The sequence below is a fragment of the Mycolicibacter acidiphilus genome, from assembly GCF_018455725.1.
In the GTDB taxonomy this organism is placed as follows: Bacteria; Actinomycetota; Actinomycetes; order Mycobacteriales; family Mycobacteriaceae; genus Mycobacterium; species Mycobacterium acidiphilum.
The window spans coordinates 79905-100695 of record NZ_JAHCLR010000010.1 but is presented as its reverse complement, the minus strand read 5'-3'; the positions used below and the strand labels follow the sequence as shown (position 1 = coordinate 100695).

10 protein-coding genes and 1 tRNA gene are annotated in these 20791 nt (G+C 68.4%); 7 read left to right on the top strand and 4 right to left on the bottom strand.

The window, feature by feature from the left end; genetic code table 11:
• Positions 1-150: 150 nt before the first annotated feature.
• Both KIH27_RS07760 and KIH27_RS07755 read left to right on the top strand, forming a co-directional pair.
• Positions 151-234, top strand: a tRNA-Leu gene (locus KIH27_RS07760).
• 262 nt (positions 235-496) lie between these two features.
• Positions 497-865 carry a DUF732 domain-containing protein gene (locus KIH27_RS07755; protein WP_214092359.1) on the top strand — a complete coding sequence of 123 codons (369 nt, stop codon included), beginning with the start codon at positions 497-499 and terminating at the stop codon, positions 863-865.
• Here KIH27_RS07755 and KIH27_RS07750 read toward each other — a convergent pair.
• Positions 801-2096, bottom strand: a complete 1296-nt coding sequence (locus KIH27_RS07750; protein ID WP_214092358.1) for an MFS transporter — start codon at positions 2094-2096, stop codon at positions 801-803. The genes KIH27_RS07755 and KIH27_RS07750 overlap by 65 nt on opposite strands.
• 94 nt (positions 2097-2190) lie before the next feature.
• Here KIH27_RS07750 and KIH27_RS07745 point away from each other — a divergent pair, with 94 nt between their 5' ends.
• Entirely contained in the window at positions 2191-2913 is a 723-nt protein-coding gene (locus KIH27_RS07745; protein ID WP_214092357.1) for a DUF1906 domain-containing protein, read from the top strand.
• On the opposite strand, the gene KIH27_RS07740 is transcribed toward KIH27_RS07745, so the two are convergent.
• A complete protein-coding gene (locus KIH27_RS07740; protein ID WP_214092356.1) occupies positions 2910-3800 on the bottom strand; it encodes a PE-PPE domain-containing protein in 891 nt (296 codons plus the stop codon). The genes KIH27_RS07745 and KIH27_RS07740 overlap by 4 nt on opposite strands.
• 526 nt (positions 3801-4326) lie before the next feature.
• On the opposite strand from KIH27_RS07740, the gene KIH27_RS07735 reads away from it, so the two are divergent.
• Positions 4327-13554: a type I polyketide synthase gene (locus tag KIH27_RS07735; RefSeq protein WP_214092355.1), complete on the top strand. Its 9228-nt coding sequence runs from the start codon at positions 4327-4329 to the stop codon at positions 13552-13554.
• A gap of 11 nt (positions 13555-13565) precedes the next feature.
• On the opposite strand, the gene KIH27_RS07730 is transcribed toward KIH27_RS07735, so the two are convergent.
• Positions 13566-14792 (bottom strand): Rv1453 family transcriptional regulator, encoded by a 1227-nt coding sequence (locus KIH27_RS07730; protein ID WP_214092368.1) that lies wholly within the window; start codon positions 14790-14792, stop codon positions 13566-13568.
• Positions 14793-14926: 134 nt separating this feature from the next.
• On the opposite strand from KIH27_RS07730, the gene KIH27_RS07725 reads away from it, so the two are divergent.
• Positions 14927-16795 carry a hypothetical protein gene (locus tag KIH27_RS07725; RefSeq protein ID WP_214092354.1) on the top strand — a complete coding sequence of 623 codons (1869 nt, stop codon included), beginning with the start codon at positions 14927-14929 and terminating at the stop codon, positions 16793-16795.
• Between the two features lie 4 nt (positions 16796-16799).
• Here KIH27_RS07725 and KIH27_RS07720 read toward each other — a convergent pair whose 3' ends face one another.
• A complete protein-coding gene (locus KIH27_RS07720) occupies positions 16800-18140 on the bottom strand; it encodes a DUF1254 domain-containing protein (protein WP_214092353.1) in 1341 nt (446 codons plus the stop codon).
• Positions 18141-18362: 222 nt separating this feature from the next.
• On the opposite strand from KIH27_RS07720, the gene KIH27_RS07715 reads away from it, so the two are divergent.
• A complete protein-coding gene (locus KIH27_RS07715; protein WP_214092367.1) occupies positions 18363-19880 on the top strand; it encodes a flavin-containing monooxygenase in 1518 nt (505 codons plus the stop codon).
• Positions 19877-20743 carry an alpha/beta fold hydrolase gene (locus KIH27_RS07710; RefSeq protein ID WP_250149748.1) on the top strand — a complete coding sequence of 289 codons (867 nt, stop codon included), beginning with the start codon at positions 19877-19879 and terminating at the stop codon, positions 20741-20743. Before KIH27_RS07715 ends, KIH27_RS07710 begins: the two co-directional genes overlap by 4 nt.
• The last annotated feature ends 48 nt before the right edge of the window (positions 20744-20791 follow it).

Below are 20791 nucleotides of genomic sequence, written 5' to 3'. Positions count from 1 at the left end.
AACCCCTCAAACCTGGGGAAATACGTGACCGCTGACACAGTGTCGGACGGTTCCGAGGTCCGCATCCACCGCCCCTCTCGTGCTGAGCCTCACGGCAGGGCGCGCGGCCGATATCTCCGGGGGAGGCCGGGCGGTACGATCGGTGAGCTTGCGGGCGTGGTGAAACTGGCATACACGATGGCTTTAGGTGCCATTGCTCGAAAGAGCGTGAGGGTTCGAGTCCCTTCGCCCGCACAACACGCAGTTCGACAATCAGCCGGATTTTCCATGAATCGTCGTCGCGACCACCGCGAAGAGCAGTGCCGGTGACGAACTTCAGGCCGGAAGATCAGGCGAGAGGGTGAGCCAGGTCAGCGCACGGTATGCCGTGCAGGGGGCGCCATCGACCCGGCCGCACATGCGTGTGGAGGAATTCTGATCGGAGCACCCGAACGACACATCCGCACCCGAGTCCCGGTGCCAGAATGGAGGGCAGTCGTCCCTGATTGGTGCAGCGATGAACAACTCACTGAGAGCGATAGCGGCTGCGGTGGTCGTAGGGTTCGCCGCCGTCGCAACGCCCATCGCCGCAGCCGAGCCGCCGACCGAGGACCAGTCCTTCTTCGACGAACTCGCCAAGGAAGGCTTCCAGCCCGACTACGACAAGCAGATCTGCGGCAGCATCAAATGCGAGCCGCTGCGGGACCTGGTGGTGGCGGAGGGGCACGCGATCTGCACCGGACTGGACAGCGGTGCGGCGCCACTGGTGCCGATCTCGGTGATCGAGTACCTCGACGTGTCACCGGATCGAGCGGCGAAGTTTATCGCCGCCTCGCGGCATGCGTATTGTCCGCAGGCCCCGGATCCGTACTCGCCGGCACACTGACCGGCCCCTCACCGAGGCGCGCCGAGTGCCGTGCCGCCCGACTGGTGACGACGATCCCGACGGCGGCGACCGCCCAGATGGCGTACTGCACGGTCCAGGCCAGCCGGAACGCGGCGAACGAGTAGCCGCCGTGGGCACCGATGATCAGGCCCATCGCCTCCATGACCAGCAGGGTGCCGATGAAGCCGCCGGTGTTGACGGTGCCCTGCGCGGTACCCAGCGCCGCCGGCGGGTTGTAGGTCCGGGCGAAGTCGAAGGCCAGCATCGAGACCGGCTGCCCGACGGCGACGGCCACGATCAGCAGGATCAGCAGCCAGAACGGCGCGCGGTGCGGGAGCGCCAGCACCACCGTCCAGGCCGCCGCGACCACCCCGATCGTCACCAGCACCATCACCGGCCGGTGCTGCGGGCGGCGCGCCGAGACGGCCCCGACCAGCAGGCCGACGACGACGAAGACGGCCACCGGGATCGTCAGCAGGGCGCCGGCGACACCACGGGGCAGTCCCTGCGCGGTGGTCAGGTAGGGCACCCCCCACATCAGCGCGAAGACGTTCGCCGCGAACGGCGCCCCCAGGTGGGTGAAGAACCCCAGCTTGGTGCCCGGGCGCGACCACACCGCCCGGACCTCACCGAGGGCGGAACGCAGTGTTCGCGACGCGGTGTCACGCGGAGCGGTGGCCGGCGCATCCCGGCATACCGCCAGTGTCAGCATCGCGGCGAGCGCGCCCAGGGCAGCGGCCGACACGTACGCCGGGGTCCAGCCGTGGTGCAGCAGGATCGCCAGGAACGGCACCGCCGAGAGCACCTGGCCGAATTGCCCGCAGATGCCGGTCAGCTGGGTCAGCAGCGGAACACGCGGCGGTGCGAACCAGTTCGGAATCAGCCGGATGGCTGAGATGAAGATCAGCGCGTCGCCGAGACCGACCAGGCCGTACGCGCTGATCGCCACCGGCAGCACGCGGGTCAGGCCGAGCACCAACTGGCCCAGTGAGATCACGGTCATGCCGATCGCGATCATCGCCCGCGGCCCGAACCGGTCCAGCAGCACACCCGCCGGGATCTGCATGCTCGCGTAGACGACGATCTGCAGCATCACGAACGACGACAGCACGCTGGGCCCGGCCCCGAACCGATGGGCGGCGTCGAGTCCGGACACCCCGAACGTGGTGCGGTCCAGTACGGCGACGATGTAGGCGAGCAGACCGGTGCCCCACACGATCCAGGGACGCAATGTCCGACCCCCTTCCCTGCGTGCGTGCTCCCATCCTGCCCGGTGCGGTGCACGGCGCCGTCATCGACCGGGCAGCTGTCGTATCGTGTGACGCGTGCTGATTTCCCGTCGTGACCTGCTCAAAGCAACTGCGACGGTGCCCGCGGCGGTGGGCCTTGGTGTGGCGACGGCGACACTGCGGCCGACCGCGGCGACGGCGGCCCCGCTGGGGATCCTGCTGGATTACGCGGCCGGGGTGATCCCGGCGAGTGAGCTGCGGGCCGCCGGCGCCGCCGGTGCGATCCGGTACGTCTCGGATCGCCGGCCCGGTGCGGAGTGGATGCTCGGCAAGCCGCTCCAGCTGGCCGAGGCGCGTGACCTGCAGGACAGTGGTCTGAAGATCGTGTCGAACTACCAGTTCGGCAAGGCGGCCACCGCGGACTGGCGCGGCGGCCGGGAAGCCGGCGTTCAGCACGCCCGGCGCGGTTCGGAACTGCACACCGCGGCAGGCGGCCCGGACGGCGCCCCGATCTACGTCTCGATCGACGACAACCCGTCGTTCGAGGAGTACACCCAGCAGGTCGCCCCCTACCTGCGGTCCTGGGAGTCGACGATCGGCCACGAGCGGACCGGGGTGTACGCCAACTCACGAACCATCGGCTGGGCGCTGGACGACGGCATCGGCTCCTACTTCTGGCAGCACAACTGGGGGTCGCCCGGCGGGATCGCCCACCCGGCGGCCAACCTGCACCAGGTGGAGATCGACAGCCGCAAGGTCGGCGCGGTGGGGGTGGACGTCAACCACATCCTGATGCCGCAGTTCGGGCAGTGGGTCTAGAAGGCGCTGAGCAGATCGGCCGCAGCGCTGGCGGCTTCGAGGCCGTGCGTCGGGGTGTCGTAGGCCGCGTCGATCATCGGCCGCAGGATCGGGTCGAGCACGTCCTCCAACGGGGTGCCCCACACGCCGGCCAGCATCGGCAGGTGCTCGGTGGGGATCATCCAGAACTGCACCGACCCGCCCATGTCGACGGGGACCGCGGCGTCGATGTCACCGGAGGTCAGGTCGACGTAACCGGCGTGCACGGTGCCCAGTGCGGCCATCGCGTTCCAGGTCGCCAGGGCGTTCCCGAGATTCGTCGGGGTATCGCAGATCGGGTCGTATTCCCCGCAGTACACATCCACCGGGATGTCGGCGTCGACCGGGAACGACGCCGTCACGTCGGACCCGAACAGCAGCGTCATCGCGGCGTGGTTGGCGCCTTCGAACAGTCCGTGCTCCGGCCAGGTCGGTGGTGCCAGCGCCACGAAGGCCAACCGGTCGGGATCGGCGTCGATGCCGGCGATGCCGTCGTTGAGCAGCATGCCCTGGATGCCGGCTGACTGCGAGACCCCGAACACCAGCACGTCCTCATCCCGGTGGGTGGCGAGGGCATCGGCGAGGATCCGCTCGCCGACGCGGTATGACTCGCCGGAGAACTCCTCCGGGGTGGTCAGCGCCACCGGATCGGTGTACCGGCCCGGGTGCAGGTGGTCGGTGTACTCGCTGATGATCCGCTCGACGAGGTCGAACGGCATCGTCGGCTGACCGGTGCCGCCCATGATCAGCGTGACGCCGGTCAGCGTGGTCGCATCGGTTCGGGCCGAGACCGCCTCCGGCATGACCGCATCGGAGGTGGTGGCGGCGACCGCAACCGTCAGCATCGTCGTGACCACAGTGGTCTTCATTGCCCCCCAAATCGTGTCGGAAAGTTCCGTGAAGTGGACGATACGATCGGGGTCTGACATCAAGTGCGACGAAATGGACGCGACATCGGCGTCGGGCGCGCGTCGGGGATGTCGGAGTGTGGGCCCGGTCTGCCGCTCGGAGTGGGTGTCGCCGCCCGGTGTCGTGAACGTCCGGTCGCGCTCGACTGCGTCATCCGACTTCGCGAACCGGGCGGATGATAACGATTTGATAACAATGCATGTTTGATCTGCGCCGTTGTAGCTACTCGACCGTAACCCCGCGTCAGCAGGACGTTTGTCCCGGAAGGCTCCGGAGGGTATCCGGCCGGGTGTTACGCCGGGGTGGGGTTACCCGAGCGTAGAACTCACGAGTAACCAACTAGCTGCGGAAACGGCACAGGTTCTTATGACACTCTTACTGCTGTTGCGCAGGTCGGACCCGCGGCGAACGCGTGAGCACACGACCTGGATCGGCAGGGCCGATCCGCGACAAGACGCGATCACACAGAGCAGGGAGAAATACAGCGTGACGATCCACGAAGACGACCAGGTATCCGCCGACAGCACCGCCGGAGGCACCCGGCAGTACGCCAGCACGTCGTCCGCTCTGGTGGATCGTCTCACCGGTGGTGAGCCCTACGCCGTCGCCTTCGGCGGTCAGGGCAGTGCCTGGCTGGAGACGCTGGAGGAACTGGTGGCCTCCGCCGGGATCGAAACCGAACTGGCGACCCTGGCCGGTGAGGCCGACCTGCTGCTGGAGCCGGTCGCCCAGGAACTGGTCGTGGTCCGCCCGATCGGTTTCGAACCGCTGGCCTGGGTGCGGGCGCTGGCCGCCGAGGACCCGATCCCGTCGGCCAAGCAGCTGACGTCGGCCGCGGTGTCGGTGCCGGGTGTGCTACTCACCCAGATCGCCGCGGTGCGCGCGCTGGCCCGCCAGGGTCTGGACCTGACGGCGACCCCGCCGGTCGCGCTGGCCGGGCACTCCCAGGGCGTGTTGGGCGTCGAGTCCGTCAAGGCCGGCGGCGCCGCCGACGTGCAGCTGCTCGCGATCGCCCAACTGGTGGGCGCGGCCGGAACGCTGGTGGCGCGGCGCCGCGGCATCTCGGTCCTCGGTGACCGCCCGCCGATGGTCGCGGTGAACAACGTCGACCCCGAGCGGATTCAGGCACTGCTGGAGGAGTTCGCCACCGACGTGCGCACCGTGCTGCCGCCGGTGCTGTCGATCCGCAACGGCCGCCGTGCCGTCGTCATCACCGGAACCCCCGAGCAGCTGTCCCGCTTCGAGCTGTACTGCGAGCAGATCGCCGAGTCCGAGGCCGCCGAGCGCAAGAACAAGGTCCGCGGTGGTGCGGTGTTCGCGCCGGTCTTCGAGCCGGTGGCCGTCGAGGTCGGGTTCCATTCGCCGCGGCTGGCCGACGGCATCGACATCGTCGGCGGGTGGGCGGCGAAGATCGGCATGGACGCTGAGGGTGTGGCCCTGGCTCGTCAGATGGCCAAGGCGATCCTCGTGGACCAGGTCGACTGGGTCGACGAGATCACCGAACTGCACGACGCCGGCGCCCGCTGGATCCTCGACCTGGGTCCGGGCGACATCCTCACCCGGCTCACGGCGCCGGTGATCCGCGGGCTGGGCGTCGGCATCGTCCCGGCGGCCACCCGCGGCGGCCAGCGCAACCTGTTCACGGTCGGCGCGGTGCCGGAGGTGGCCAAGCCCTGGTCGAGCTACGCCCCGACGGTGGTGACGCTGCCCGACGGCCGGGTGAAGCTGTCCACCAAGTTCACCCGGCTCACCGGCCGGTCCCCGATGCTGCTGGCCGGCATGACGCCGACCACCGTCGACGCCAAGATCGTCGCGGCCGCCGCCAACGCCGGCCACTGGGCCGAGCTGGCCGGTGGCGGACAGGTCACCGAGGAGATCTTCGACGACCGCATCGCCGAGTTGACCACCCTGCTGGAGCCGGGCCGCACGATCGAGTTCAACTCGCTGTTCCTCGACCCGTACCTGTGGAAGCTGCAGGTCGGCGGGAAGCGGCTGGTGCAGAAGGCCCGCCAGTCCGGCGCCCCGATCGACGGCGTCGTCGTCACCGCCGGCATCCCGGACCTGGAGGAGGCCGTCGACCTCATCGGTGAGCTGAACGAGGTCGGCATCGCCCACGTCGTGTTCAAGCCCGGCACCATCGAGCAGATCCGGTCGGTGATCCGGATCGCCGCCGAGGTGCCCACCACACCGGTGATCGCGCACGTCGAAGGCGGCCGCGCCGGGGGGCACCACTCCTGGGAGGACCTCGACGACCTGCTGCTGGCCACCTACTCCGAGCTGCGCTCGCAGCCCAACATCACCGTCTGCGTCGGCGGCGGCATCGGCACCCCCGAGCGGGCCGCCGAATACCTGTCCGGGGCGTGGGCGCAGGCCTACGGGTTCCCGTCGATGCCGGTCGACGGCATCCTGATCGGTACCGCGGCGATGGCCACCCTGGAGGCCACCACCTCGCCGGCGGTGAAGCAGATGCTCGTCGACACCACCGGCGTCGACCACTGGATCGGCGCCGGAAAAGCCGAGAACGGCATGGCATCCAGCCGCAGCCAGCTCGGTGCCGACATCCACGAGATCGACAACACCGCGTCGCGCTGCGGCCGGCTGCTCGACGAGGTCGCCGGTGACGCCGACGCCGTCGCCGCCCGCCGCGACGAGATCATCGCCGCGCTGGCGAACACCGCCAAGCCGTACTTCGGCGACATCACCGAGATGACCTACGAGCAGTGGCTGCGCCGCTACGTCGAACTGTCGATCGGCGCCGGCGACTCCACCGCCGACACGCTGCGGCCGGGCAGCCCGTGGGTCGCCGACACCTGGCGGGACCGGTTCGGCTCGATGCTGCAGCGTGCCGAGGCCCGCCTGCACATCAGCGAGTCCGGCCCGATCGAGACGCTGTTCGCCGACGAGCCGCTGCTGAACCGGCCCGAGGAGGCCATCGCGGCGCTGCTGGCGAGCTACCCCGACGCGGCGACCGTGCAACTGCACCCCGCCGACTCGCCGTTCTTCGCCCAGCTGTGCAAGACGCCGGGCAAGCCGGTCAACTTCGTGCCGGTGGTCGACAAGGACGTCCGCCGCTGGTGGCGGTCGGACTCACTGTGGCAGGCGCACGACGCCCGCTACACCGCCGACCAGGTCTGCATCATCCCCGGCATCACCGCGGTGGCCGGCATCACCCGGGTCGACGAGCCGGTCGGTGAGCTGCTGGACCGCTTCGAGCAGGCCGCGGTCGACCAGGTGCTGGCGACCGGTGCCCAGCCGGCGTCCGTGTCGTCGCGCCGCCAGGGCCGCACCGACGTCACCGGCCCGCTGGCCGTGCTGCTGGACGCGCCCGACGTGCTGTGGGCCGGGCGTACCGCGACCAACCCGGTGCACCGGATCGCCGCTCCCGCCGAGTGGCAGGTGAACGGCAACCGCAGCGCCACCCACCCGTCCACCGGTGCCCGGCTGGAGGCCGGTTCCGACGACACCGTGGTGCTGAGCGTGCCGCTGTCCGGTGTCTGGATCGACATCCGCTTCACCCTGCCGTCGACCGTGGTCGACGGCGGCGCCCCGGTGGTCTCCACCGACGACGCCGCCGCCGCGATGCGCTCGGTGCTGGCGATCGCCGCCGGCGTCGACGGGCCCGACGCGCTGCCCGCCGTGCAGGACGGCACCGCGCAGGTCACCGTGGCGTGGGACCCCGAGCGGGTCGCCGACCACACCGGCGTCACCGCCACCTTCAGCGCCGCCCTGGCACCCGGCTTGACGACGGTGCCCGACGCACTGGTCGGCAGCTGCTGGCCGGCGGTGTTCTCGGTGATCGGTTCGGCCGTCACCGATACCGGCTTCCCGGTGGTCGAGGGCCTGCTGTCGCTGGTGCACCTGGACCACGCCGCGCAGCTGCTCACTGCACTACCGGCCGAGCCGGCTGAATTGACCGTCACCGCAACGGCTTCCGCAGCGTTCGACACCGAGGTCGGCCGCGTCGTCCCGGTGTCGGTCACGGTGGCCGACGCCGACGGAACGGTGCTGGCCACCCTCGAGGAGCGGTTCGCGATCCGCGGGCGCACCGGTGCCGCTGAGCTCACCGACCCGGTTCGGGCCGGCGGGGCGGTGTCCGACAACGCCACCGACACCCCGCGGCGCCGGCGTCGCGACGTCGCGATGACCGCGCCGGTCGACATGCGGCCGTTCGCGGTGGTCTCCGGTGACCACAACCCGATCCACACCGACCGCGCCGCCGCGCTGCTGGCCGGACTGGAATCCCCGATCGTGCACGGCATGTGGCTGTCGGCCGCCGCGCAGCACGTCGTCACCGCCACCGATGGGGAGAAGCGCCCGCCGGCGAAGCTGCTCGGCTGGACCGCCCGGTTCCTGGGCATGGTGAAGCCCGGCGACGAGGTCGACTTCCGGGTCGACCGGGTCGGGATCGACCTGGGCGCAGAGGTTTTGGAGATCAGCGCCAAGGTCGGCGGGGATCTGGTCATGTCGGCGACGGCCCGGCTGGCTGCGCCGAAGACCGTCTACGCCTTCCCCGGTCAGGGGATTCAGCACAAGGGCATGGGCATGGAGGTTCGCGCCCGGTCCAAGGCCGCCCGCAAGGTGTGGGACTCCGCGGACAAGTTCACCCGCGACACCCTCGGCTTCTCCGTGCTGCACGTGGTGCGGGACAACCCGACGTCGCTGATCGCGTCCGGCGTGCACTACCAGCACCCCGAGGGCGTGCTGTACCTCACCCAGTTCACCCAGGTCGCGATGGCCACCGTCGCCGCCGCCCAGGTCGCCGAGATGCGCGAGCAGGGGGCGTTCGTCGAAGGCGCCATCGCCTGCGGTCACTCCGTCGGCGAGTACACCGCCCTGGCCTGCGTCTCCGGCGTGTACGAGCTGGAGGGCCTGCTGGAGGTGGTGTTCCACCGCGGCTCGAAGATGCACGACATCGTGCCGCGCGACGCGATGGGCCGGTCCAACTACCGGCTGGCCGCGATCCGCCCGTCGCAGATCGACCTCGACGACGCCGACGTCACTGCGTTCGTCGCCGAGATCGCCGAGCGCACCGGCGAATTCCTGCAGATCGTGAACTTCAACCTGCGCGGTTCGCAGTACGCGATCGCCGGCACGGTCGCCGGCCTGGAGGCGCTGGAGGAGGAGGTCGAGCGGCGCCGCGAGATCAGCGGCGGCAAGCGGTCGTTCATCCTGGTGCCCGGCATCGACGTGCCGTTCCACTCCGAGGTGCTGCGGATCGGCGTCGATGACTTCCGCCGCTCGCTGGAGCGGGTGATGCCGCGCGACAAGGACCCCGAGCTGATCATCGGGCGCTACATCCCCAACCTGGTGCCCAAGCCGTTCACGCTGGACCGCGAGTTCATTCAGGAGATCCGCGACCTGGTGCCGGCCGAGCCGCTCGACGAGATCCTCGCCGACTACGACAACTGGCGGAACGAGCGGCCGGCCGAGCTGTGCCGCAAGATCGTCATCGAGCTGCTGGCCTGGCAGTTCGCCAGCCCGGTGCGCTGGATCGAGACCCAGGACCTGCTGTTCATCGAGGAGGCCGCCGGCGGGCTCGGGGTGGAGCGGTTCGTCGAGATCGGTGTGAAGACCGCGCCGACCGTCGCCGGGCTGGCCACCAACACCCTGAAGCTGCCCGAGTACGCGCACTCCACGGTGGAGGTGCTCAACGCCGAGCGTGACGCCGCGGTGCTGTTCGCCACCGATGAGGACCCGGAGCCGGAGCCCGAAGACGAAGCTCCCGTTGAGGTTTCGACGGACGCCGTGTCGGCCGAGTCCGCCGCACCGGCGCCGGCCGCCCCGGCGGCTCCGTCGGGAGGCCCGCGCCCCGAGGACATCGCGTTCGACGCGGCCGACGCCACCCTGGCGTTGATCGCCCTGAGCGCCAAGATGCGCATCGACCAGATCGAGGCGCTGGACTCCATCGAGTCGATCACCGACGGTGCGTCGTCGCGGCGCAACCAGCTGCTGGTGGACCTGGGTTCCGAGCTGAACCTGGGCGCCATCGACGGCGCGGCCGAGGCCGACCTGGCCGGGTTGAAGTCGCAGGTGACCAAGCTGGCCCGCACCTACAAGCCGTACGGCCCGGTGCTGACCGACGCCATCAACGACCAGCTGCGCACCATCCTCGGCCCGTCCGGCAAGCGGCCGGCGGCCATCACCGAGCGGGTCAAGAAGACCTGGGAGCTCGGTGACGGCTGGGCCAAGCACGTCACCGTCGAGGTGGCGCTGGGTACCCGTGAGGGCACCAGTGTGCGCGGTGGCGCCATGGGCGGTCTGCACGACGGCGCCCTGGCCGACGCCGCCGCGGTCGACAAGGCCATCGACGCCGCCGTCGCCGCGGTTGCCGCGCGCCGCGGTGTCGCGGTGAGCCTGCCGTCGGCTGGCGGTGGGGGCGGTGCCACGGTGGACGCCGCCGCACTCGGCGAGTTCACCGCGCAGATCACCGGACGTGACGGCGTGCTGGCCTCGGCGGCCCGACTGGTGCTGGGGCAACTCGGCTTCGACGAGACGGTGAGCGCTCCCGCGGGCACCACCGACAGTGAGCTGATCGACCTGGTCACCGCCGAGCTGGGATCGGACTGGCCGCGCCTGGTGGCGCCGGCGTTCGACGGCCGCAAGGCCGTGCTGTTCGACGACCGGTGGGCCAGTGCCCGGGAGGATCTGGTCCGGATCTGGCTGACCGACGACGCCGACGTCGACGCCGACTGGCTGCGGCTGTCCGAGCGCTTCGAAGGCACCGGGCACACCGTCGCCACCCAGGCGACCTGGTGGCAGGGCCGTGCGCTGTCCGAGGGCCGCAAGATCCACGCGTCGCTGTACGCGCGGATCGCCGCCGGCGCGGAGAATCCGGGCCGCGGCCGCTACAGCGACGAGGTCGCGGTGGTGACCGGCGCGTCGAAGGGGTCGATCGCCGCCTCGGTCGTCGGGCGACTGCTCGACGGCGGGGCCACCGTCATCGCGACCACCTCACGGCTGGACGACGAGCGGCTGGGCTTTTACAAGAACCTCTACCGTGCCCACGCCCGGTTCGGTGCGGCGCTGTGGGTGGTGCCGGCGAACATGGCGTCGTACTCCGACATCGACGCGCTCGTCGAGTGGGTCGGGTCCGAACAGTCCGAAAACCTCGGGCCGGCCTCGATTCACCTCAAGGACGCGCAGACCCCGACGCTGCTGTTCCCGTTCGCCGCACCCCGGGTGGCCGGGGACCTCTCCGAGGTCGGTGCGCGCGCCGAGATGGAGATGAAGGTTCTGCTGTGGTCGGTGCAGCGGCTGATCGCCGGGCTGTCGAAGATCGGCGCCGAGCGTGACATCGCCTCCCGGCTGCACGTGGTGCTGCCCGGTTCGCCGAACCGCGGCACGTTCGGCGGTGACGGCGCCTACGGCGAGGCCAAGGCCGCGCTGGACGCCCTGGTCAACCGGTGGAAGGCCGAGTCGTCGTGGGCGGCTCGGGTCAGCCTGGCGCACGCGCTGATCGGCTGGACCCGCGGCACCGGGCTGATGGGCGCCAACGACGTGATCGTCGACGCCGTCGAAGAGGCCGGTGTGACAACGTATTCCACCGCCGAGATGGCCGGGATGCTGCTGCGACTCTGCGATGTCGAGTCGAAGGTGGCCGCGGCCAACGCGCCGATCGAGGCCGACCTGACCGGTGGGCTGGGTGAAGCGGACCTGGACATGGCCGAGTTGGCCGCCAAGGCCCGCGAGGAGATGACCGCCGAATCGGCTGCCGACGAGGACGACGCCGACGGCACCATCGCCGCCCTGCCGTCGCCGCCGCGGGGCTACACCCCGGCGCCGGCGCCGGAGTGGGCCGACCTCGACGTCGACCCGGCCGACCTAGTCGTGATCGTCGGCGGTGCCGAGCTTGGTCCGATCGGCTCGTCGCGCACCCGCTTCGAGATGGAGGTCTCCGGCGAGCTGTCGGCGGCCGGCGTGCTCGAACTGGCCTGGACCACTGGGCTGGTCAAGTGGGAGGACGACCCGCAGCCCGGCTGGTACGACACCGCCACCGGTGAACTGGTCGACGAGGCCGAACTGGTGGAGCGCTACCACGACACCGTGGTGGAGCGGGTCGGTGTGCGTGAGTTCGTGGACGACGGGGCGATCGACCCCGACCACGCCTCGCCGCTGCTGGTCAGTGTCTTCCTGGACAAGGACTTCTCGTTCGTGGTCTCGTCCGAGGCCGACGCGCGGGCGTTCGTCGAGTTCGACCCGGAGCACACCGTGGTGCGGCCGGTGCCGGACTCCGGTGACTGGCAGGTGATCCGCAAGGCGGGCACCGAGATTCGGGTGCCGCGCAAGAGCAAGCTGTCGCGGACCGTCGGCGCGCAGATCCCGACCGGGTTCGACCCGACGGTGTGGGGGATCAGCCAGGACATGGCCACCTCGATCGACCGGGTGGCGCTGTGGAACCTGGTCGCGACCGTGGACGCGTTCCTGTCCGCCGGCTTCAGCCCGGCCGAGCTGATGCGCTGGGTGCACCCGAGCCTGGTCGCCAGCACGCAGGGCACCGGCATGGGCGGCATGACCTCGATGCAGACCATGTACCACGGCAACCTGCTGGGGCGGGCCAAGCCGAACGACATCCTGCAGGAGGTGCTGCCGAACGTCGTTGCCGCCCACGTGGTTCAGAGCTACGTCGGCTCCTACGGCGCGATGATCCACCCGGTGGCGGCATGCGCCACCGCGGCGGTCTCGGTCGAGGAGGGCGTCGACAAGATCCGCCTCGGCAAGGCCGAACTGGTCGTCACCGGCGGCTACGACGACCTGACCCTGGAGGCCATCATCGGCTTCGGTGACATGGCGGCCACCGCCGACACCGAGATGATGCGGGCCAAGGGCATCAGTGACTCGAAGTTCTCCCGGGCCAACGACCGGCGCCGGCTGGGCTTCGTCGAGGCGCAGGGCGGCGGGACCATCCTGCTGGCCCGCGGCGACCTCGCGGTCAAGATGGGCCTGCCGGTGCTGGCGGTGGTGGGCTACGCGCAGAGCTTCGGCGACGGCGTGCACACCTCGATCCCGGCTCCGGGCCTGGGTGCCCTCGGTGCCGGCCGGGGTGGTCGGGACTCGATGCTGGCTCGCTCACTGGCCAAGCTCGGCGTCGGGGCCGACGACATCGCGGTGGTGTCCAAGCACGACACCTCCACGCTGGCCAACGACCCCAATGAGACCGAACTGCATGAGCGGCTTGCGGATTCGCTGGGCAGGTCCGACGGCGCCCCGCTGTTCGTGGTCAGCCAGAAGACGCTGACCGGGCACTCGAAGGGCGGCGCGGCGGTCTTCCAGATGATGGGGCTGTGCCAGATGCTGCGCGACGGGGTGATCCCGCCGAACCGCAGCCTGGACTGCGTCGACGACGAGTTGGCGACTGCCGGGCACTTCGTCTGGGTGCGTGAGACGCTGCACCTGGGCGAGAAGTTCCCGCTGAAGGCCGGTCTGGTCACCAGCCTCGGCTTCGGTCACGTCTCCGGGCTGATCGCGCTGGTGCACCCGCAGGCCTTCCTGGCCGCTCTGGACCCGGAGCAGCGGGCGGCGTACCTGGCGCAGGCCAACGGCCGGTTGCTGGCCGGGCAGCGGCGCCTGGCGTCGGCGATCGCCGGCGGCAAGCCGATGTACGAGCGGCCCGACGGCCGGCGTTTCGACCACGAGACGTCGGAGAAGCGGCAGGAGGCGGCGATGCTGCTCAACCCGGCCGCCCGTCTCGGCGACGGCGACGTCTACATCGGTTAGCGGGGCGGTGTTCAGGTGGTCGCGGTAGCTCCATGCCAACGCAGTGCTTCGAGCGCGACGGCCACCTGAACGATGTTCTGGGCCAGTGGTTTTGGCAGCAGCTGGTCCGCCCGTACAAGGTGGCGCAACAGCGTGCTGCGGTGGGTGTAGAGACGTGCGGCCGTCTGTGAGGCATTGCACTGCTCGTGGATGAACGTCAGGACGGCGGTGTGCAGTTGGGTGTTGGCCGAACGGAAGTCGCCGAGCACATCGCTGATGAACTCGCTGGCGGCCTGCGGGTCCTGGGTGATCAACGCGACCACCTGAACGTCGGTGTAGAACACCAGTCGCTGGGGTGAGTTGAGTCGGGTGAGCATCCGTTGCGCGGTGAGCGCAGCGAGGTGGCTGCGGCGGAACCCCTCCACACCGGTGCCGGTCGGGCCGATCGTGATCCGGACGTCCGGTGTGGCGTCGATCGCCGTACGCAGCCCATCGGTGTCCAGGTCGGTGCTGCCGGCCACCCAGGCCCAACGGCTGGCGGTGCTGGCCAGGATGCTCAGGGGGCGTGACGATCCCGCGGCGTGGGCGAACGCTTCGGCGGTGCGGTCGAGGTGGCTCAGATCGCCCGCGGTGTCATCGGTCCAGATGATCGCAGCGGTATGCGGCCGCTGCAGCGGGTAGCCGAGCCGGGCTTCAGCGCGCTGCAGGCTGATGGGCGCCCCATCGAGGAGCAGCGTGACCACCTCTCGGCGTTCTGCGTGGGTGCCGCGGGTTAGCTCGTCGCGCTCCAGTTCGATCTGGGCGGCGATACCGGCCAGTGTGGAGTCAATGAAAGCGCTGATCGACCGCGAAGACACATCGAGTAGTTCGCGCAGATGCTCTGGATCGGTGGTCATCCGGAAGGCGATGTCCATCCATCGCCGCCACGCCACCCCTTCTGCGACGCGATAAGCGTCCAGCTCCGCGGCGTCGAGCCCCCGGCGCACGAGATCTCTGGCAATGCCGAGAGGCTCGGCGCCAAGGTTGGCGGGTACCGGCGCGCCGGGATCACGGACGTTGGCCGTTGCCCAGTACATGAGGTTGGCGCGGTTGGTGCGGCCGATCGCGGCGGCCAAGACCGGGTCGGCGGCGAGCACCGGGTTGGAGGCAACGGTGGCCCGATCAAGCTCATCGAGCCACTCCATGGGAGCGTTGATGACAGCGTGGGCGCCCTGCTTCATGAGCTCACGGACTTGCGGTGACGGAGTGATCCATGTCATTGGTTCACGGTAGGCCAATGGCACAGTATGTACCGTTATTTATCGATATTTGCGACGTTTTGCGCTAGTCGCATGCGGTCAGGTCGTCGTTACAGTGATGCAACTCTCGCTCAACGATATCTGAGGTACAACTCATGAATGCAGCGCTTCGTCCCTACGTGACCACCGGCATCGCCCTGGTTGGTGCCAGTGTCATCGTTGCCACCCCGGCGGCATCCTCCGCTCCCGACGCCCTGGTGCGCGCGGTGCATCTGACGGCCGGCTCATCGGAGCTGCAATCGGCGGTCGACGCGCTGCATCACGCAGCGCAGCAGATCTCGGCGACCAACAGTGCCTACCCGTTCGTCACGGCGTTCGATCTGACCCGGCTGCCGCAATACATTCAGAACACCGCGATGGCCGGCCTCCGCCTTCAGCTCAATCAGGTCAACTCGGACAACTCCTACGATCTGAACGGGGGCGTTTTCCGATACCTGACGAACGCCAACGCCGCGGAGCCGCAGAGCTTCAACAACGACCCGAACCCGGACACCTACTACCAATTCACCAACATCGGGAATCAGACCCAAACGGTCACCATCGACCCCGGCCCGGGCACCAAGGACGTCACCTTCACCCCGATGGCGGGCAACGGCCTGACACAGGATTTCGTGTCGCTGCGCGGCTACGACCTCTCGCAGTTCACTCCCAACGCCGACGGTACGTACACGATCACCCTCAGTCCCACCGAGCAGCCCGGCAACTGGGTGGACACCTCGGGAGCCCAGACCTTGATCACCCGCGACACGCTCGGCGACTGGGGCCTGCTGCACGACAACATCACCTACGAATCGGCATTCAAAATGCCGGTGCTCTCTGACGGTCAGATCACCACGACGTTGAACGCACTGGCGGAGGCGATGGTTCACGACAATGGTGCGCCGACCAATTTCGGGATTCAGCACCTACAGAACACTCTTCCGGACAACTCGTTCACGCCCATCACGAGCACCCTCGGCCAGATCGCCGGCGGGCCGATCCTGCCCGGCCAGCTCGCCAGCTTCGGCCACTTCGAACTCGGGCCCGATCAGGCGCTCATCGTCAAGGTGCCCAACATCGACGCCGCCTATTCGGCGATCCAGAGCAACGACGCCTGGGCGAACGACTACCCGTCGGTGATCGCTCAGGGCTCCCTTAATAGCACCAACACCTTCCAGGGCGCGGACGGCTTCACCTACTACGTCATCAGTAGCCAAGACCCGGGGGTGGCGAACTGGATCGACAACTCCGGGGCGCCGGACGGAAACGTCCTGCTGCGTTGGCAAGGCGTTACCGGCAACGGGCCGGCCGCTGGCGTACACACCGAGGTGGTGAACATCGCCGACGTCCACAACGCGCTGCCGGATGACATGCCGACGGTCACCGCAGCAGAGCGCGCTGCGGACCTCCAACTGCGGTTGTTCGAATACGGCTACAGCCAGGACCAATTCCTCGGCCCCGGCTGGGTGACGGCCCACCTCGAACTCGATCAGATCAAGAACGCAATCGGTGCCGACGAGTTCAACCAGATATTCGGCGGACAACTCGATGTTCCCTCGGTGCTCGACCGGCTGACGGATTCGACGCTGGTTCCCGATATGAGCGCCCTCAGCCACGTTGTCTTTGCCAATCCCGCCGGCAGCCTGTCGGCGCTGATCAACAACCTGCCCCTGGCGGTCAAAGACATCGAGATGCCGATGGTTTTGGCGGTGTTGCGCCTCGACCTCGCGCTGGGCAGTGGCGGTCACGCACTGGGACTGGACACGCTGCTCAAGGACACCTTCACCGACCCGGCCAGCAGTATCACCGCCGGTATTCTCAACGCCCGCGACGACCTGTCGGTGGCGATCATGCATGCCGACAGCTACACACTTTCCGCCAGCGACTTCAGCTCCGCATGGGATCAGCTGGCCCAGTCCGGCCAATCGGTCTCGGAGATGCTCTCGGCGGGGTTCAGCTATCTGCTCGGTGATCTGGCGCCGTAATGTGTCAGTCGGACTTGGTGACCGGGGGTGGGTTCCAGGTGCCGTCGGTGATTGTCTGGTCAGGCCAATAGATGCGCAGCATCAGGTTGAAGTCACCGGCAGCGGGTGTCGGCAGCCAGTTGGCTTCCATCGCCGGGCCAGGATTCTCGCGTTGAATGTAGATGTCGATGGAGCCGTCGGGATTCCGGGTGAGGTCATCACCGCGTACGGCGTAACGGTTGACCGGGTTTTCGACGAAGAAGCCACGTTCGTCGTACATGGTCAGTGACCAGAAGCCGTTGACCGGCGGAGTCTGATCTGCGGCGAAGTGCAGCACGTAGGTGCGGTCGGCCCGCAGCTGCGCGCCTTGATCATCGACGCGGGTGGCCGGGTAGAGCGCGTCCTGCGGCGTGTTCGCCCCGAGACCACCGTGAGCGACGACGGCGCGGGCGGCGTAGTTGATGCCATAATCGCCGATGTCGCTGCGCGCGATCTTCCAGCCGTTGACTTCGGTGTTGCCCAGGTCGACTTCGATTTGCGACAACGCCTTCGGCCATGACTCCTCCCACCGGGCGCGTTCGACATCCGGGAGGGTGCTGAGATCGAGTTTCTTGTCCGGGCTCCAGCCGATGCCGGCTAGTTGGTCGAGCAGGGCTTTGTCGCGGGGACGGGTTTGGCTGTGCGACAGGCTCGAGTAGAACAGGTCCCAGTACTGCTGTGGGGTCAAGTTGCGGATGTACTCGGCGACTTGCTGGTCCTTGGGCCAGTCTGCCTGCAGGTCCGTGTTGAGCGGCGGGGTGTAAGGCGTGCCGTAGGCGTGCAACGGGACCGCGGTCATCTGGTTCTGGATGGCGATAACGTTGGGGACGTCCTCGGGCCCGTTGACCTGGATGCGTCCAACCATCCAGCCCGCGTCGGTGGGTAGCCGGTACTCGTGCACGCCGCCGGGCAGGGTGCCGCGGAAGTTCGGGCCGACGATGGCAAACCGATAGCCGTGCTGGTCGCCGAGGGTGCGCGGTCCGGGGGAGGCGCTGACGTTGGTCCACATGTCCAGGATTGGGAACAGGTGATAGCGCCCGCCCATATCGGGCACGCTGACCAGCAACGGTTCGGTGGACACGTCGAAGAACATCGAGGTGTAGAGGGTGTCGACGTTGGGGCGCACGACGCCGGTGAAGTTCGCGTCCGGCAGGAAATCCAGTGGGGCCAACTGGTTCATGGGCGCCGCGCCGATCGACGGGACAAGGGCCGGGCAGTTCGTCGACTGCCGACGTGTCACCTCCACGGACACCAGCGGATAGGTGTACAGATATGCCTTCACTGCGTCATCCACGCGTGCCACGGTAATTGACGAGGTGGACGTCAATCAGCATTCGCGACGACCTACCCTGCCGGGACGCGTTCGCGATTCAATTCGCCGTCGATTACCCCGGACAGGCAGGGTCTGCTCGCGCTACAGCCGGCGGTGGTTCGACGCTACGTTATGACGCATTTTAACGGGTGATTGGCGACGGTTTGACCTCGTCTTGGTGTTGTGCATACGCCGATCATTGAGGCAGTAACTCCCCGACATTTAGGAGTCGACGTGATGGTCACCACCGTGCAGAACCGAAGCGAACATGTCGATGTGATCATCGTCGGCGCCGGCATCTCCGGCATCGGTGCGGCCTACTACCTGCAACAGGGGCATGCGGACAAGTCTTTTGCCATCCTGGAGGCCCGGGGAGCCACCGGCGGAACCTGGGATCTGTTCCGCTATCCAGGAATTCGCTCGGACTCCGACCTGCACACCTTCGGCTACGAATTCAAGCCGTGGCGCGACGACGATGCGATCGCCACCGCCGACAAGATCCTGGCCTACCTGCGGGAGACCGCCGCGGAGAACGGCATCGACGCCCGGGTGCGGTTTCACCACAAGGTGTTGGGTGCGGCGTGGTCCAGCGCCGATGCTCGCTGGGTTGTCGATATCGAGCGCACCGACACCGAAGAACTGGTGCAGATCAGCGCGAACTGGATCTTCTGCGCGGGCGGCTACTACCGCTACGACGAGGGATTCACCCCGAACTTCGAGGGGCGCGACCGGTTCACCGGTCAGATCGTCCACCCGCAGCACTGGCCCGAGGACCTCGACTACACCGGCAAGAAGGTGGTGGTGATCGGTAGCGGTGCTACCGCGGTCACCTTGGTGCCCGCCATGGCCGGCAAGGCCGGGCATGTGACGATGCTGCAGCGCTCGCCGACTTACGTGCTGCCGGTGCCGTCCAAGGATCTGTTCGCCAACACGGCAAAAAGGTTGCTCGGCGACGAGCGCGGGTATGCGCTCACCCGGCGCAAGAACATCCTGCGGCAGCGCGCCGTCTACGGGCTGTGCCAGCGTTACCCGGGTGCGGCGCGACGCGTCCTCCGCTACCTGAACGCCCGGCAGCTGCCCGAGGGTTATCCGGTCGAGCAGCACTTCAACCCGACCTACAGCCCCTGGGATCAGCGGCTGTGCACAGTTCCCGACGCCGATCTATTCCAGGCCATCAGCAACGGAAGCGCATCGGTGGTCACCGACCACATCGCCGCCTTCACCGAGACCGGCATTCGATTGGAGTCCGGCCACGAACTGAGCGCCGACATCGTCGTCACGGCCACCGGGTTGAACATGCAAGCCTTCGGCGGCATGTCACTGACGGTGGACGGGAACCCGGTGCATCTGCCCGACACCATCGCCTACAAGGGCATGATGCTCACCGGCGTACCGAATTTCGCGTTCGCCATCGGGTACACCAACTCGTCATGGACGCTGAAGATCGGACTGCTCTGCGAGCACTTCTGCCGCCTGCTCACCCACATGGACGCCCACGGCTACACGACGGCGCAGGTCGAACTCGACGACCCGAACATGCCGACCAGGCCACTGCTGGACTTCGCCGCCGGCTACGTGCAGCGTGCCGTCAGCCATTTGCCGCGGCAAGGGGCGACGGAGCCATGGCTGACGTCGATGAGCTATCACACCGACGTCAAGCTCATGCGTAACCGGCCCGTCGTCGACTCCAGCCTGCGGTTCCACACTGCACAGGCAATGCCGGCTCCAAAGGTGGTCACGGTGGTCAGCGCATGACCGCCGTGACCACCGCCCCGGACAACTTCTGCCTGCTGAGCAACGGCAACCGGGTGTGCTACCGCACCGATGGCGATCCGGCCAATGTTCCCTTGGTGCTGATCGCCGGCCTCACCCTCGACCTGACATCGTGGCCGGTGGCATTGGTCGACGGCCTCGTCGAGAGCGGCTTCCTTGTGATCCGCCCGGACAACCGCGACGTGGGACGCTCCACGTGGGCGACCACCAAACCGCCGGGGACATTGCGGCAGCTGTCGCGCCGGCCCCTCCGCGACGGCTACGACCTGGGCGACATGGCCGACGACGTCGTGGGTCTCCTCGATCACCTCGGGATTGGGCGGGCGCACCTGGTCGGTATGTCCATGGGCGGCATGATCGCCCAGACCGTTGCGGCCCGGTATCCGCAGCGCGCGTGGTCGTTGACGTCTATTTTCTCCACGACCGGGGCGGTGCGGGTAGGGCAGCCGGCGTTCTCGACACTGCGGCTGCTGGCCAAGCCCGGGCCGCACACCCGTGAACGGTTTGTTGCGGACCACCTGGAACTCATGCGCCATATTGCCGGCCGGGAGATGCCGCTCGACGAAACCGCGGCTGCCGCCTATGCGCTCCGAGCGTGGGACCGGGGTCCCGGTCCGATCGCGAAACAGGGGGTTGCCCGGCAGGTCAATGCGATCCTGAAATCCGGTGATCGCACCGCGGAGCTGCGTGGTATCACCGCGCCGACGCTGGTGATCCACGGCGACCGAGACCGCATCGTACATCCGAGTGGGGACTCGCCACAGCTGCCGCGATCCGCGGCGCCCGGCACCTCACCATCGCCGGGATGGGCCACGATCTGGCCCCGGCGATCACCGGCCCGTTGATTGGGATCATCGCCGGTCATGCCCGTGATGCCAGCTGATCACCCGAGT

Excerpts from the sequence above, each read along its gene's own strand:
- KIH27_RS07755 (WP_214092359.1), top strand. The coding sequence starts at position 497 with ATGAACAACTCACTGAGAGCGATAGCGGCTGCGGTGGTCGTAGGGTTC.
- KIH27_RS07740 (WP_214092356.1), bottom strand. The coding sequence starts at position 3,800 with ATGAAGACCACTGTGGTCACGACGATGCTGACGGTTGCGGTCGCCGCC.
- KIH27_RS07730 (WP_214092368.1), bottom strand. The coding sequence starts at position 14,792 with ATGACATGGATCACTCCGTCACCGCAAGTCCGTGAGCTCATGAAGCAG.
- KIH27_RS07725 (WP_214092354.1), top strand. The coding sequence starts at position 14,927 with ATGAATGCAGCGCTTCGTCCCTACGTGACCACCGGCATCGCCCTGGTT.
- KIH27_RS07715 (WP_214092367.1), top strand. The coding sequence starts at position 18,363 with ATGGTCACCACCGTGCAGAACCGAAGCGAACATGTCGATGTGATCATC.
- KIH27_RS07710 (WP_250149748.1), top strand. The coding sequence starts at position 19,877 with ATGACCGCCGTGACCACCGCCCCGGACAACTTCTGCCTGCTGAGCAAC.